This is a genomic window from Sphingobacterium siyangense, from assembly GCF_007830445.1.
In the GTDB taxonomy this organism is placed as follows: Bacteria; Bacteroidota; Bacteroidia; order Sphingobacteriales; family Sphingobacteriaceae; genus Sphingobacterium; species Sphingobacterium siyangense.
In genome coordinates this window covers 125,416-141,456 of the sequence record NZ_VLKR01000007.1, presented here as the reverse complement: position 1 = coordinate 141,456, position 16,041 = coordinate 125,416, and the positions used below count along the sequence as shown (strand labels likewise).

16 protein-coding genes are annotated in these 16,041 nt (G+C 36.5%); 3 read left to right on the top strand and 13 right to left on the bottom strand.

Annotation, left to right across the window (positions count from 1 at the left end):
* Positions 1-37: 37 nt before the first annotated feature.
* The 12 genes from IQ31_RS08555 to IQ31_RS08500 all read right to left on the bottom strand — a co-directional run bounded on the left by IQ31_RS08555 (position 38) and on the right by IQ31_RS08500 (position 11,608).
* Positions 38-4,090 carry a hybrid sensor histidine kinase/response regulator transcription factor gene (locus tag IQ31_RS08555; protein WP_145327754.1) on the bottom strand — a complete coding sequence of 1,351 codons (4,053 nt, stop codon included), beginning with the start codon at positions 4,088-4,090 and terminating at the stop codon, positions 38-40.
* A 187-nt stretch (positions 4,091-4,277) separates the two neighbouring features.
* Positions 4,278-5,516 (bottom strand): McrC family protein, encoded by a 1,239-nt coding sequence (locus IQ31_RS08550; protein WP_145327753.1) that lies wholly within the window; start codon positions 5,514-5,516, stop codon positions 4,278-4,280.
* A gap of 4 nt (positions 5,517-5,520) precedes the next feature.
* Positions 5,521-6,228 (bottom strand): McrB family protein, encoded by a 708-nt coding sequence (locus IQ31_RS08545; protein ID WP_280176850.1) that lies wholly within the window; start codon positions 6,226-6,228, stop codon positions 5,521-5,523.
* A 51-nt stretch (positions 6,229-6,279) separates the two neighbouring features.
* Positions 6,280-7,221 (bottom strand): 5-methylcytosine-specific restriction endonuclease subunit McrB, encoded by a 942-nt coding sequence (locus tag IQ31_RS08540; protein ID WP_145327751.1) that lies wholly within the window; start codon positions 7,219-7,221, stop codon positions 6,280-6,282.
* A gap of 173 nt (positions 7,222-7,394) precedes the next feature.
* The gene (locus tag IQ31_RS08535; protein ID WP_145327750.1) at positions 7,395-7,799 is read right to left on the bottom strand and encodes a hypothetical protein; all 405 of its coding nucleotides are present in this window, start codon (positions 7,797-7,799) and stop codon (positions 7,395-7,397) included.
* An 85-nt stretch (positions 7,800-7,884) separates the two neighbouring features.
* A complete protein-coding gene (locus tag IQ31_RS08530; RefSeq protein WP_145327749.1) occupies positions 7,885-8,265 on the bottom strand; it encodes a hypothetical protein in 381 nt (126 codons plus the stop codon).
* 118 nt (positions 8,266-8,383) lie between these two features.
* On the bottom strand, positions 8,384-8,950 hold the full coding sequence (locus IQ31_RS08525; protein WP_112373548.1) for a hypothetical protein: 567 nt from the start codon (positions 8,948-8,950) through the stop codon (positions 8,384-8,386).
* A gap of 76 nt (positions 8,951-9,026) precedes the next feature.
* Complete coding sequence (locus IQ31_RS08520; protein WP_145327748.1) at positions 9,027-9,536, bottom strand: hypothetical protein; 510 nt, start codon at positions 9,534-9,536, stop codon at positions 9,027-9,029.
* A 3-nt stretch (positions 9,537-9,539) separates the two neighbouring features.
* Positions 9,540-9,956, bottom strand: a complete 417-nt coding sequence (locus IQ31_RS08515) for a hypothetical protein (RefSeq protein ID WP_145327747.1) — start codon at positions 9,954-9,956, stop codon at positions 9,540-9,542.
* An 87-nt stretch (positions 9,957-10,043) separates the two neighbouring features.
* A complete protein-coding gene (locus tag IQ31_RS08510) occupies positions 10,044-10,448 on the bottom strand; it encodes a hypothetical protein (RefSeq protein ID WP_145327746.1) in 405 nt (134 codons plus the stop codon).
* Between the two features lie 189 nt (positions 10,449-10,637).
* A complete protein-coding gene (locus IQ31_RS08505; RefSeq protein WP_145327745.1) occupies positions 10,638-11,018 on the bottom strand; it encodes a hypothetical protein in 381 nt (126 codons plus the stop codon).
* 203 nt (positions 11,019-11,221) lie between these two features.
* Entirely contained in the window at positions 11,222-11,608 is a 387-nt protein-coding gene (locus tag IQ31_RS08500; RefSeq protein ID WP_145327744.1) for a nuclear transport factor 2 family protein, read from the bottom strand.
* A gap of 476 nt (positions 11,609-12,084) precedes the next feature.
* On the opposite strand from IQ31_RS08500, the gene IQ31_RS08495 reads away from it, so the two are divergent.
* Positions 12,085-12,426: a hypothetical protein gene (locus tag IQ31_RS08495; RefSeq protein WP_112373554.1), complete on the top strand. Its 342-nt coding sequence runs from the start codon at positions 12,085-12,087 to the stop codon at positions 12,424-12,426.
* Between the two features lie 175 nt (positions 12,427-12,601).
* Here the strand turns inward: IQ31_RS08495 and IQ31_RS08490 are convergent, their stop codons facing one another.
* Positions 12,602-13,360, bottom strand: coding sequence for a hypothetical protein (locus IQ31_RS08490; RefSeq protein WP_145327743.1), 759 nt, complete (start codon positions 13,358-13,360; stop codon positions 12,602-12,604).
* Positions 13,361-13,738: 378 nt separating this feature from the next.
* On the opposite strand from IQ31_RS08490, the gene IQ31_RS08485 reads away from it, so the two are divergent.
* Together IQ31_RS08485 and IQ31_RS08480 are read left to right on the top strand one after the other, a co-directional pair.
* Positions 13,739-14,728 (top strand): hypothetical protein, encoded by a 990-nt coding sequence (locus tag IQ31_RS08485; RefSeq protein WP_145327742.1) that lies wholly within the window; start codon positions 13,739-13,741, stop codon positions 14,726-14,728.
* A 277-nt stretch (positions 14,729-15,005) separates the two neighbouring features.
* Positions 15,006-15,824 carry a hypothetical protein gene (locus IQ31_RS08480; RefSeq protein ID WP_145327741.1) on the top strand — a complete coding sequence of 273 codons (819 nt, stop codon included), beginning with the start codon at positions 15,006-15,008 and terminating at the stop codon, positions 15,822-15,824.
* Positions 15,825-16,041 lie beyond the last annotated feature (217 nt).

Genomic DNA, 16,041 nt, shown 5'->3' with positions numbered 1-16,041 from the left:
TTTTCTGCTCTTTTGCATTTTAGAAGGCTTTAAAAGATTAACTGAAACTATTGGGCAAATTTCCCAGATGGCTGTAGCGCTTGCGGTATTCAGAGGGCGAACAACCAAAGATCTTGGAAAAATGCTGTCTAAAATGTTTGATATCTTTAAAGCCAACATGATATGCGGTTTCATTGATATTCGTTTTGCTACTTATAAGTAGTTGTGCTGCTCGACGCATCCGAATATAACGGATAAATTCATTGGCAGATTTTCCAGAAATAGATTTTATACGTCTATACATATTGGAATGGCTCATCCCAAGTTCGTCGGCAAGCATCTTGACCGTAAAATTTTCATTCAACAAATGCTTCTCAACCACCGCTATTGCCCGTTGTAAAAAATCTCTAAAGGCAGCCGGAACTTTATGATCTTTGGATTGCAAGGTAATTTCACTGTAGAAATAGGTATGTAGTCTATTTTTGTTTTCTATTAGACTTTCTACGCGTGCCACGAGCAGCTCCTTGTCAAAAGGTTTAACGATGTAATCATCTGCACCAACTTCTATTCCTTTTAATTTAACTTCAAAAGACGAACTTCCAGTTAATAAGATAATAGGTACATGGCTTTGCTTTCTATTGCTTTTCAACTGTTTGCAGAGATCGATCCCAGAGGATCCACCCATCATCACATCACTAATGATGATACAGGGTTCTAATTTCTCTAAAATAGTCAATGCCCTTTCGGCACTATTTGCTTTGACAACCTGATATTTGTCAGAAAAAATACCAGCAATATAGTTTAGCATATCCTCACTGTCGTCCACGATCAGTATCTTCTCTTGCATGTCATTTTCATACAATTCATCAATTGCCGGACTTTTTACAGAGCGGGCTGAAACTGGATGTGAAGGATGCTCTTCTTCAGTGGAAGGAAGATAGCCATAAGTTTTTTGCTGTAATGCAACGGTGATATCCAGAGCGGATGAACTGACCTCGGTAATAGGCAAATTGATTGAAAAAGTTGCTCCAGAATGTGGGTTTGCGCAATGCTCCAATTTACCTTGATGCAGCATGATGAATTTTTTAACAAAAAATAGCCCAATTCCAAAACCATCTGCATGATGGTTAATTAAGCTAAAATTACGTTTAAAAGGTTTAAATATTTCTTCTGTTAGCTGAGTTGGAAACCCCTGTCCCGAATCGATGATATCACAATTTAGCTCCCTGCCTATGCGGCTCACCTTAACAGCGACAGATCCGCCACTAGCCGTATATTTAAGTGCATTTTGAAGTAAATTGATAAAACAGATCTCCAATTTTTCATAATCTGCCTTGATGATTTGTTTTTCAATAGCCGTTTCAAATGAGTATGTGATATTTCGCGAACTTGCCAATTGCCTAAAGGATTCAAAGGTGTTCCGCCAAACCTGTATGATGTCAAATATAGTATAGGCGAGTTCATCAAAGTTGCCATCAGATTTTCTAAACAAAAGAAGTTTATCCGCAAGGTTTAGCAATCGCTTGGAATGATTGTAAACGGACAGTAATTCTTCTGATTCAGCCATATTCTTTTTTGATTTGATGACAATATCTTTGATCGGATTGACAATGAGGGTCAATGGAGTTCTAATCTCATGGACGATATGGGTAAAAAATGCCAATTTATCTTCAATTAATTCGTGCTCTTTATCCCGTTCAAACTCTGCAGTCTTTAATTTAAAAAGCAGCATTTCCTTATTCTCTCGATACCTATTATAAAGATAAAGGAGCGCAACGAGTAGTAAAATGTACCCCATATATGCCCATATACTTCGATACCAGGGTGGCAAAATTTCGACATCAATAATCTTTTCTGCTTTGTTCCATTCGCCATTCGCGTTGGTCGATCGGATATGCAATTTATAGTTACCTTCCCTGAGATTTGAATAATAAGCAATCCTTTGCTTATTGACTTCATTCCAACCTTTGTCCCACCCCTCTAAATAATAGGCGTAGTCGATCCTATCCGAAAAACTAAAATCCAATGCCGCAAAGGAGAAGGATAAAGTCGCCTTTTCAAATGGTATTTTTAGACGTTGAACAGTATTCAAGGGGATTTGATTATCCTCCCAAGTTTGCCCATAAGGTACATTATCAATGCTCAATTGAGTTAATTTTAACGGGCGAAACCTGGCCTGAAAAAATATATCCTGCGGTCTGAATATATTAAAACCGCGTATACCACCAAAAATCAACTGATCATTCTTTAATTTGATGGCAGCATTGTAATTAAATTGATTACTTTGGAGCGCATCAGACTGATAGAAGTTTTGAAATGTTCTTTTTTGCACATCCATTTTGGATAGTCCATCAAGTGACGAAATCCACATATTACCTTGGGCATCCTGTAAACTATTCAACAAAGTATTGCTCACCAGTCCATCCTTTTTGGTATAACGCCTATAGTTCATCGTACTTAGGTTCAGATGTAAAAGTCCTCCCCCCTCTGTGCCAAGCCAAAGAAAACCGTTTTCTGTTTGTTGGATAAAACGAATTGGGCTGCCGATGTGATAGCTCTTGTATTGCATAGTAGGCAAGTCCAGACGGAATAAAGAGTTCCAAGATCCCATCCACAAAACAGCATCTTTGTCTTCAAAGAAAGTTAACACATCATGTATTGGCAAATCGAGGTGTTTAAACTGATCTGTGATGGTATCCAGGCGGTAGACATTTCCACTGGCGAGTGTTGAAGCCCAAATCTTCCCCTTACTGTCTTTAAATAAACGCCATACAGCATTATTGACATATGGAGTGTTTGGATAATAACAGGCATATTGTTTTACTTGGCCTGTTTTTGTACTTAATTTAACAACCCCCATATCATAGCTTCCAATCCACAACTGGTCTTTTTGATGCTGAATCAGCGACGTTATAAAAGCGGGTTTGAGTTCCTTATTTGTTGAATAGGGATAATTGACCAAGGTACCTTTCGCTATACTCCATTTGTATAATCCATCCCCATCGGTTCCGATCCAAATATGATTTTGATCAGCTTGCTCAAACGATAAAATAAAGTCAGCAGTATTTACCCGCTCGCTATTGGGATTAAGTTTAAATGTTTGAAATCTTCTTTTTACCGGATCTACAATATTAATACCCCCTCTTAATGTGCCAATCCAAAGCCGATCATCTTTATCTTCCAGTACTGCAAAAATAGACTGACTGGTTAGTTGCTGTTGGTCAAAACCAATATTATCTTCAAACGTTCGCGTTATAATATTAAATTTCTGTATGCCATTACCGTCTGTACAAATCCACAGCTTTTTGTCTTTTCCAAAATAAAGGTTAACGATAGACTTCCTGTCAGTATTGTGATTATAGGTTGCAAAAGCACCTGTTTCTACATGATAACAACTAATTGTTTGGTGACTGGCGAACCAAATATCTCCTGTAGGTGCTGCCGCCATTGTTGTTGACTGCAGATCGGCTTTTTTAATGATTGAAAAAAGTCTCTTTCTGCTATTATAATAGGCCAAACCAACATGGTCTATTAATGCCCAGACGCCGGCATCAGCAGCTTTGCAAATCGCTGAAACACGATAATCAAGTTGATTTTGGCCAGCACCTTTTAAAGGTATCTTTTGGACGATACTTCCACCTCTTGTTTCTTCAACTTTAAATAGCCCTTTGGATCCGCCATGCAGAAATAACTGGCCTTGATTATCCTTTTCTATCTGATGTATTGGAAAATTCAGCATTTTATTTCCTCCATCTGAGTATACTAAAACTTGTTTACATTGTGTGCGATTGGGATCTATCACTGCTAACCCACTTTTCGTTGCTACATATAGCTGTGAAGAAGCACTTTCGGCAACAGCTGTTACACGATTGTCGGGAAGGGTACTCTTAGACAATGGGTCGTTTTTAAAAACCTTAAATTCGTACCCATCGTAACGATTTAGGCCATTTGATGTCCCAAACCACATAAATCCATCCCTATCCTGAAAGATCGTGGTAACAAAATCATTTGAAAGCCCTTTATCGATACCCAAATAAACAATAGGCGACTGACACCATAAGACATGAATAGGCAAAAATAATCCCAGGAGGATCAAGTAGAGATTTTTCATAAAAAGTTTATAATTGTGTTTATGACACTTAAATTACGAAAAGCCTATCGATCAACAAACTGAAATACAATATTTATTATCCAACGATCGTATGCTTGTTATGATAAATGCGGTTAATTCCTTTGCGACTGAGTTTATTACATTCGAGAGGACAATAGGTTGGGAGCCGACAGGAGAGCTGGAATGGCTAAGTAAAATTAATCAGTGCAAGAATATCATTCCCTAAAGATTTGCTCAAATTGCCTTTTTCATCCAAGATCGACAGCAAACCAATTTGTGCTATATATTCTTTTCCATGAGAGGAATCGCACAGCTCTTGCTTTTTCTGGGTATTGGCATGGGGATACAGCAACATCCCTCCTACAGCATTCCAATAATCCGCATAAACATAGATCTGTCGTAGATCTTGCGTGGATATCATATCATAGCTATAGTTCTTCCATTTGGTATCAATGACAAACTGTTTTCCACTGATTCGATGTTTCAATAGGATATCTGGTCGAAGGGTCTTATCGCGCCAAAATTGCTTGCTCTCCTGGCCTCGTACTTCCCAATATTTCGAACAGTTCGCCAACTGCGCAAGCACATACTGCTCCCAGAGCTCATTCATATTGAAAAGCAGAGCCAGCATATTTTCAGTTCCCGCTTTGACATTGGGGGCATAGTTTAAAATAATCAATCGTGCTAATTCAATTGCTGTTCGATAAGATTCCGTTTTACGGCTATAAGATAGCCTATCAAATAATTGCTGGTCGGCCCAGATCTCTTTGACTTCTGGAAAATTCAATTGCGCCGTCTTGCACCGTCCATAACGATAGCTCCCATGCGACAGGCGAGCAACTATTTCCAAGCCTAGCTGGAGAATCTGATGCAGCACATGGTCACCGCCATATACTTGATGGGTATTGTAAAAACGCTCTTTATGAACGAGATTACGCTGAATATGCCCTGCAAACTCCAGTTTTCCTTTGAGCGCAACGGTATTTTTAGTTTCCTGATAATATTGTTTCACCAGTCCGTGATGCAGCAATTCTTCTACCGCTGTTAAATACCAGTCAAAATAGATATCCAAGAGATGGATGTGCTGTTTGTCAACAAAAGCTTCACCCACTGCTGTAACCTTTAACCGCTCCGTTTCGAGAAGCATTTCGATCAATACTTCGCGCCAATTGACGGTAGATGCAGTCCGCTGGATCTTGGGCAGGATTTCAATGACAAGATCGTCCACCTGAACAATCCCGACATAGTTTTTAAATCGGATACCCTGATAGACAGGCGCAAAGTATTTACCCTGATATAGATCATTGTATTTGAGCAGCACATCGAAATAAAGTTGCGCAAATCGCAGACTTTCTCCAGACTGAGTCTTGTAGGATTGATTGAGATACAAGGTATCATGCTCATAGACTTGAAGGACATGCTGCATATGATTATCCGATCAATTGATTCAAGGCATCAATAATATTTTCTTCTGGTACCTCGAATACATTCAGCTTTGGTTTATACTGCGGCTTCCGTATTCTTTCGAAGTCCGGAAAGTGATCTCCTGAAAAGTTGTCATTTTCGATTTCAACAAAACCTGGTCCCAGCACCAGAGCAATTTTCTCCTCATCCCGATAAAAGTATTCTTTGAGTAAGGGTACGATGCAATTGTTAAAAGCATGCGTGAGATCGCGCGTTGACTGCACATTAATCAGATAAGCATGTCCAATTTGATGGTCTTTGTCCAAAAGCACTTTGATGCGATTGTTGATTCTACTGAGGACATGTTGCAGATTGATATTTTCGATGATGATTTCCCCAAGCAGCTCGGCTTTGGGCATCATTTCCACAAAGGCAAACCGACGGCGCAAAGCGGTATCCAAAGCTTCCACCGAACGGTCGGCTGTATTCATGGTACCGATGAGATACAGATTGGATGGTACCGAAAATTTCTGCTTGCTATAAGGAAGGATAACTTCAAGTGCTTCATCCCGTCCTGCACGTTTGGATTCCTCAATCAACGTAATCAGTTCACCAAATATGGCGGATACGTTGCCCCGATTGATTTCATCGATAATTAAAACCACAGGCTTTCCTTGAATATCCTGATTGGCCATCGCCTTTTGAAATACCCCGGAATTAAACTTACCGACCAGTTCGGCACTAGCAGATGTTTCTTCACTCGAGTGCAGTTCGAGATAGGTATTTTATGCCGCATGGGCACAGGCAATCTTAAACAAACCGCTTTCTACTTCATAGATAAGCTGCTTGCTTCCATCGTCGGTTTCATGAAAACGGGGTTTGATTCCTTCCACAAAATCCTCATAGCTCATGCTCTGATGAAAAGTTGTAAAAAGGATCTGTCCGCTGTCCACATAACGCTGATAACGTGCTTTCAGTGAAGTCCTATCCCCAAGGGACAGTTCCGTTTCGCTTTTTCCTTCGATGATGGAAAGAGCCAAATTGATGCTATTATAGGTTTTTCCCGTACCAGGAGGACCATACAAAATCTGGTTGAGCTGTATTGGGATACTGTTTGCAAATGTTTCGGTACTGACAGATGTTTCCTCATCCCCTATTTCTTTAACGATAGCGTGGTGTTTTTCGACACGTTGGTTCAGCTTATTGATCAGACTGACAAACTCCTGAGGTGTAACGCGGTGCGCTGTAAACCGTTGGATAGATTGCTTGACACTCAAAATACCCTGATCGACGATAGCGATAATATTGGCCAACTGGCTATCAATATCCTGGTACATCGTTTCCAAAGAGACATAGTTTTCCTTGAGGCCAGCGATTCGAATCGTATACATTTTTGCAGTTTCATTGATTTTCCGTGCCAGCTTATACTTTTCCACCAAAGGCTTTTTAATTGTCTTGATTAAGCTTAACACAGCACGATTTTGATCATCTTTGGGATCTTGGGTTTGGGTAAATTCAAAATAGTACGTATAAGTAGACTCCCCCAGCACGAATATTAGACTCATCGCATCGCCAGAAGAACCCGGGAAATTGACGGGAATAGACCAAAAGGTAGTTGCAAAATAGCCCGAACGCTGGGTTCCGATAAAGTAATCGGTTTCGGAATTCTTCGTGGCACTTTGTCTCACTGTAAACGTAAAATTGTTGTCTGCCTGATGTTTGGACATCAGCCAATCAAAAACACTTTTTTCGTATGCTTCGTAACTTAACAGATATAGTACTGGCTTGCTATCTCGGTATTCCTACCGTGTTAAATAATATTCTTGAAAATCTAATTTGATCGCTGTAGACACAGCTCTTAAGGATTGGACAGCTGCCTGTCCTTGGAACAAAGATACGATTAATACGTCTGTTTTTGTCGATATACTTTTGGTTCATGCGCTGACAGCACATTGATTAAACCATCGGCATGCAAAAAGATAAAATGCTGAACATTTTCTTTACTAACAATCTGATAACTATTTTTTACTATCCAATCAATCAAATCAGATTTTTCCACCGTAAATAAGGACCAGTTTCCTGTAATACCATAATCGTCAATTATTTTTAAAGAACTGTTTTCATTTTGATTTTGATAATAAAGTGCATGAAATCCAAAATCGAAGACAAGGTTAGGTTCAATATTCTCTATTTCAAAACTTATCTGCAGTCCATTCTCTTGATCATCTGATAAACTTATTAAATAAAGGTCTCCATTAATCATTTCAGCGGGATGCCATTTTTTTAACATGTTGTTCTTTTTCATATGCAAATTTAGTGGTGTTTAATGGCTCATAAAAATGGGTAAGCATTCCCTTGAGCGAATTCAAGCTTCGTCTTTTTACTCCATTTTAAACTTCCGCCTGCCAAACCACTTCAATTTCATCACCGCTTATGATGTCGATAATATTATTTACATTACCTATAGAATAGTGTTTCAGATCCCAATCTGAAAACATTTCTTGACTTTCTCTACGAAACCAATCTAAATAGTTTGAATTATCAGATACCACTAAACCTCTATAACCTGGATGCTCATAGAGGCTTCTTGATCTTGCACCTTCATCTGTCACTTGATAAGACATTACACCTTTAAATTTTAAGATTAATATTCGGTCATCTTTCATTTCAGCCAGATGAATCTCTATGCTTCCACCGTTGTCCGTTAAATGAACAAAATAAAGATCATTTGGTGGAGGAGATACTGGATCCCACTTTATAAAATCATTCATCAGCATTTATTCTTAACATTATTGTAAATAAAGTTGGTAATAATACTTTTCTGCCATAATCAATCGATACTATTCCATTCAAACATAGCACGCTAAAGCGAAACCTGCATTAAAAAGGTTAAAATTCCTCAAAAGAAATCGTTTCTATTTGATTCTTATCCGCACGATTCATATCAACCCTTGTAGCCATAAAACAAAATCCGTCCGATATTCCCATACCAACTTGATTTTTAAGATTACGAATATATTGAGTGTTCCAGTTCTTTACCTTTTCAACAATATGAGAGGATATCTCCACATTAGCCTTTTCCAGATCAGTGTTACTAAGCAACAATTTAACAATGTGAAGTTTTTTACTACCAGCCTGCCGATGATAACTATAGGCTGCTCGATCATTCCAGATTAACCCAACATAATCTCCCCAAGCAAGATTAAATCCCTCTAAAATCGTAAAACGATCTGATGAAATCACATCGAAAGCCTCTTTTGCCAATATATTTCGACCTTGCTTTCCAAAATAGATAATACTTGCATAATCGTCCTTTTTATCCATATTATTGAAATAGATTAATTGATCCATATGAACTTTTTCCAGCACCCCGATAGCCTTTTTCGTTATAACCATATTTCCTGAGCAGGCTGTAAATAAAAAACAAATTAAACCAATTTTCAAATAATGTATCATAAGCTAAATTTTATGTTATATGCAATTCAGCGCCTAATAAGAAGATCCTTTACCATAGAAGAAGATATCTCAATCCCTACTCTTGAATAGTGATCATCTGACTACTATAATGCTTTTGACCTAAAGCTTGAAGAGGATAAAAATCTGTTAATGACACATTGTTATAAAACCTATCGCTCTCAATTTTAAAAATAGAATCTTTTACAGACATTAACATGGAAGTAGTGTCAATACAGATAGCACATTGCTGTATCTCCTGTTTTAAAAAAATAATTTGCCATTTTTTACAGAAATTGAATTCTTTTATATAAGGATTTTTTCTTGCATAATACGTTATTTTTAGATGGTCTAGATCGTGAAGAATATCCGCTACCCGGCTCGCTTTCATTGTTTTTGCACGACCAATTGAAAAATTCGAACTATCCTGGTAGAAACCGCTTAACAAATCATCCATCTGCCATGAAATATCGTTTACATAGGACGTATCCGAAGAGAAAATCATCACCTTGTCATATTGGCTATTTTCTTTACTACTGTTTCCGCAGCCCAACAATACGGGAAACAATACATATATAAGTCGTTTCATATTTTAGGTTTTTGAGACATCACAGACGGTTACCTCTTCCTTACTTAACCAGCGAAATGTAGCAGGTTCATCCGAAAGCACCTCAATTGCATTTTCTAAATTATAAATAACGAAATGTTCAATATTTTTTCTTTCTAAAATATCATAGCTGCCCTCAATAACTGAATCCAAATAAGCCGAGCATGTAGATCTTGCAAATCCTCGAAAATCGTCGTTCTCGTTAACCATCTTTATTAGCGCCAAGTCGATCGTAACTTTATACGAAACAAAATACTCAAATTTTATTTCGAGAATTTGAGTGTGATCAACTAAGTTTTTTAAAAGAATAACTATTTCACTGTATTCCACATACATTTTATAAAAAAATAAATCTTGAGGAAGGGATAAATCAATAGCCCATTTTTCATATTTATCTTTCATCGTGTAGTATCTAAATTTTGTTTCTATTACTTTTTCGTCCAAATTCAATATGGGGCCGCTGATGTTAGTCCTACAGGGCCAACCTGACTACCTATCCAAATTTTCAATTTCATTTTTGAAATTAGCTAATAGAGAATAAAATCGAGTTTTCAATAGCTCACTTTTTCTTTTATTATCTATAACAATTTCATTAAAATAGATCGCATCAACCCAAATATTTAAATTATTAATATTCGTTTCGAGCATGAAATCATAGGCCTTTTCGATATCTGATAATTCGAAACTTGAATATATATCCTCAGATTTGGATAATTGCATAGCTCTCAATAATAGCTGACTTGACCTTGAATCCATTTTATAGCAATTATTCAATTGATCAAAATTTTCCAAAAACGACAGGTCATTACCAACTTCACGCTGAAGTTGATTTAATGCTTGGGCTAAAGAATCTTCAAAACTTTTTAACGCCAGTAGGTGCTTTTTAATATCCATTACTTATTCTTTTTTACCCCCAATAATCTAGGTAACTGATCGCTCTATTTTTTCACAATATGATCAGCCATAGTTACGAATCTTGAGGTTCTAATCCTATTTTATTTCCTGTTCATAGAAGGCTTGTCACTGAAGATTTAGAGGACAATACCAGTACCATTATCAGTTCTTATCATAAGCCCAGTCCGATTAAAGGTTAATCCAGGAAACTTCAGGATCTTGAAGAGTAATTACATCAATTATATTATCACTAGTACATACCATATAATGATACTTCAGTAAGTCATCAAAGATTCCATAACTCTCCTCATCAAACCATTCAAGAAATTTTGAAGCATCTGTTTTACAAAATGTATATATTGAGGGATTATCCAAAGTTTTCATTCGTCCTGATTCAATCACTATTCTATAGGCTAATGGATTGTTAAATTCTATTTTTAAACACCTATCAACGAGATCAGATTGTTTTAATAAGACAACCTGTTTCCCTTTTTTAAAATACATTTCATAAAAAAACAGATTATTTGGTAGATCCATTATCGGATCCCATCGCGTATACTTTTCTGTCATAATTACTATAATCTAGCAACCACACGCTATTTGCACGAAATCTCAGCATGAATGGTGAATACCTAAAGTTAATTTAAAAGTTCCATAATTGATATATCAAAAAAGCCACATCTCTCGACGCGGCTTTTAAACTAAACTTAAATAAATGATTTCAGTAGTGGCCTGTCCTCCACTCGATCTGGCAGATTACTAGCTATTAGATTTTATTTATACGAATTGATTGATTCCGAAACTTTCCAGCTGTTACCCTCGCGCTCCAAAGTAACCAGATCAGTCTTGGTAAAATTCTCAAATTTCAAAGTCACTTTAGCCACCATATAGTCTGCAGATTCCTCGATGATAGCTGTGCTTACTGTACAGTTTAGCTTTTCGCCTTTTTGTTTTTTCAAGGATTTAACCACTTCGCTACGGCTGTTAGACTGCGCACTGGTAGCTTGGATCTTTTGGTTGAAATCTTCTGCGAATAACTGCTCTACTCCTGCTGATTCTCCTTCCGTAGTTACCGCAACATAGTGCTCTAAAGCGAAATCTGCTGTGGAAAGGTTAACGTTTGTTTTTGTTGCTGTTGTTCTAGGTCCATCAGCTGCCATAGCACATGTTGATAATGCGATTAGGGCTGCTGCTGCGAATGTTTTTACTAAAGTTTTTTATCGAAATTATTTGTTTTTTATTTGATGATAAAGCTATCATGAGTGTCCTTTCAATACACTCATGATGGTTCATAATGTCTTTTTTTATTGTGTTAGTTCTGTTGTTCTTATTTGTTGACTCAAAACTACGACACAATACGCCCCTGGACTACGGTCTTTAGATCAACGCTCGGGAAAACTCGGTGAATGGCAGGAATGGGGAGGTGAAAATTTGTACGGATATTCAGTCTAATTTTTGAGCGGCTTTCAGTTTACTGGGCAAACTAAATATCAACTAAGTAAGAGCGAATATGAGATCAACTCTCACGAATACGAATCGCTCAGCCTAGTCCAATTTCTTGTGATTACTTTTATTCTCAGATAATTAAAACATGCCCAAAAGGCATACATTATTTAACAAATAAAACTTAAAAACAATGAAAAAGTTATTGATGAGTTTGGTAGCCCTAGCTGCGCTATCGACAGCGGCTTTTGCAGGCACGGACACAAAAGCACCCAAAGAAAATGCAGAAGTAAAAACAAGTACTTCGACAGCATCCGAAACCACAAACAAAGTTGAAGTTACCGAGTCAACAAAAGAAAGCAATGCAAAATTTCTAAAAAAGTGTGTTTACACGCTAACGGTCTACAATACTAGTGGCCAAGTGATTGACACCTTTACTTCGCAAACCTATGTTGAAAATTCCTGTTCAGGATTCTTCGACAACTGCAGAACGATTTACAGACATATGCTTGCCCATGGTGAATTAGGAATATAGTCTGCAACTTATATTTCATTCGAATTATAAGTACTGAAAAATAAGCGGGGCCAAGGCCCCGCTTTGCATTGATTTAAAAGGCTAGGTCAGAAATAAAACATATTTACCTTTTGTCTGAAAAAAGAATACTTTTAAACGTATTGAAAAAAACTTCGTAAGCCTGGCAATCGGGCATTTAGGTATGTTTATATAACACTTCCCAATGAGGCTGAAACTCCAAACTATTGAAGTCGAAAGTATGCAAACTTTCTTCCTTGTATAAAACCATATAGGTATCCTGAATCCAGTTTAGGAATTTCCAGTCGCCAAACTTTTCGGGCTTTCCCCATCTTCGAGTCTTGAAAATGGTAGCTTTTGAGTCTATTTTTTCAGAAAGTTCTTTAAGTATTGATTTTGAATCAATATTTAAGTTTTTCGCAACTGCAATCACCATAAAATAGCCAAACTCAATTTTATATCCATTTTGAAAACTACGTTGATTAGTTATTGTTATATAAATTTCTGGAGGCACATCTCTTCTTTCACATATTGTCCAAATTGGCGACCAAAGTTCAAACCGTTGAAAGTAATTTTCTGAGTTATCGGAAATAGTCCATTTTTCATGTGATTTTTCATCCCATTTTAGTCGTCCAACTTTAATGGGGGCATGATATATAAACGTCTCATTATTATTTTTAGATATCCTTCTTTCCAAATTGAATTTGTCTACTCTTATCCCCGTTTCATTTGAATTATTCACCTGCTTCAATAGCAAGTCAAAGTAGGGCTGAAAGTCCCGTTTCCAATTGGTCTGTATCCAAGGTGCTTTAAGCTCGTCTGTAGATCCAAAAATAAGATAAAAGTCATAGCGTCTATTTGTCCAGCTCGAATCAGCATCGCTTAAATCGTTGTACAGATTTACAATCTTTTTACCTAACCCCTTTATTAATTTCATTTTTTCTATCCCCTGCGTATTTTCAATTTTTTGTAAAATAATTATTCCTACTCATCAATTCCAGCAGCAGTCAACCCAACAAGACTACCCTCAAAATATTCTAGACATTAAGATCAGGCCTATTTTTATGATGAATTTATCAAAAAACAATCTATTAAACTACTTTAAGTCCCCTAAAAACTGGTATTATAAAGTAAGTATCATACTGACTCAGATTACCTTTCTTATTTCTGTCCCCAAAGCTTGTCCCCAAACTCTATCAGACAATATCAAAATCAAAAAACACCTTCTATTGAAAGATTGATGTCGTAATTATTTTTAGGCTATAAATCCGAATATAAAATGGTATTATTGGATATACACTAAAATTTAAGCCATATGGGAAGGAGCCTTTTCTTACTATTTTTTGCCAAGATACTGTTGACAATCCATGTCAGTTGTTCGGGGCAGCCGAATCAAAAAGAGACTGCTATTGATTCAATTAGAAATACAGGCAAGAATTCTGATAAATTTCAGGTATTCCCTAAAAGAATAACGCTTGGAAGTCCTGTTTCCAAGGAAATAGGATTATTAAAAAAAGTAATTCTTGAGAATAAGAAAGTAAATACGAAGGAAGAATATGAAAACAACTCATTTTCAGGGGTAAGATATTTTTTCGACCCTAAAAACTATACCATTTTAAAGGTCAACACAGATTATCCAGCAATTTTATTCGAAAAATACAATTATAACGCTAACCTTGATTTGACGAAAAACTATCATCAGTTCTATCAGCATCCAATGGTTGGTTTTATGCAAAACCATCAAATTTATGTAGGCGTAAATGCAAATACTGCTTTTGAAAACCCCAGCTTGTTTCCCATCAAATTTAACGGTCATAGTCTCGTTGAAAAAATCGATGACAGACAAGTCAATAACTACCAATTATTAGATGAAGTTGCTGTTGATAGCTTGGAATTAAAATACGGTTCCAGTAGAGTTTATTTTAACAACGACTGGAACCTTTTAAAAGAAGCCAATCCAAAAAATGAATTTTATGAAAAGGTAGTGCGCTTAAAAAATTCACTTAAAGCTGCTGCTCAAAAAAAGGATATTAATCCCGAAGATATTGATTTATCCATTTCAATGGTAATCGATAGGAATGGAAAAGTTAATCATCTAGAGGCTTATATGGAATATTCAATTCCGGAAAAACAATCTGTTCGAGTAGAAGATTCGGCATTAAAATCCTTTGTAGAAACTTTAAAGATTGATCTTGTCAACAATTATTCATTTTTTATTCCAGCTCTGAACAAAGATAAAAATCCAGTGAGTGCATACTTTTTAACCCGATTAAACATTGGATTACCTTATCGAAATTTTAAATAACGAAACAAAAGAACATAAACCCGAAAAAGTCACATCGCTCGACGTGGCATTAATAGTTCAAAACGGCTACTAGCTACATTTCAAAAAGAAAGAATCAACATAAAAATTGGAATCGTACGGTGAAAATTCAATAGTCTCTAAAAAAGCAACCAACGCTTAAGCCATGATAGGGAAAACTCGAAAAATAGCGAAAACGAGCGTTAAAAAAAATACAATACTAAGCAATAAAAATACTATTGCCATTGATTAACTTTAGTGAATATTAACAAATTCAAAAATGAATTACTATTTTACATTATTATTTTTAGTTGCTTTGCAGTACGTTAACGCACAGGAATCCTTTGTCTTTAAATACCTTCCTCAACCACAATTAAAGTACGAGACAACGGGTATATATCAAACCAAAGCAGCAGGCAAATTGGAGGGACTATTTCCCTTTACAATGAATCTGGAAGGAAATAATAAGGTCCAATCGACCACCTCTACAGGCGCAGAAGTCAAGCAGATAATTCCCTATAAGACAGAAATACTTTTTGTAGAGACTAGCATGAAATTTAACGAGCAAATAACTCCATTAAAGGCTCCGCTAAGTGGCTCTACGATATATGGCTATTACGATGAAAATGGCAAAACAAAGATTGATTCGATCGTAAACAACACGCTAGATTCCCTGGAAAAACAACATTTAAAAACCGAAATGGAACAGAATCAGTTTGAAGATAAAACGCCAAATAAACCAATGAAAGTTGGTGATTCAGTTGAAAAAACAGAAACAGTGGCATTTCCAGTCTTAGGAGCAGATCAACAGGAATTTTTGGTAAAAACCAAATACACCCTACAAAAAATTGAAAATGGGATTGGTTATTTAGATGCTACGCAAACATTTAAACTAAAAAATCCAAATGAGCAGGTCGAAGTTCTACCCAGCAGTAATGGTTCAGGAAAAGTTGAATTTAATATTAAACACACGTATGTGAGCAAAAAAGTAACAAGCGCTAATCTGCACCTCAAAGTCAAACAGGATGGATATGTCATGTCCTGTATTATTTCGTCAAATAAATCCGACATCACAACCGCCTCTTCACTGATACGATAGGCGGTCTAAATCATATTGCAAACTAGATCAAAGTTTAATCGCTATTGTTTTTTTATCAAATCTATTGAAGGTATAAAAAGAATACATTACGGAAACCATAACTTGTTGCCTCAAAATTCAGTTACATATAGGCCCATAACTCGCGACTTAGCATATAAAAATTGGATAATAAAACTAAAAAAAGGGCGCAAAAGGATCATAAAAATTACTGTACAAG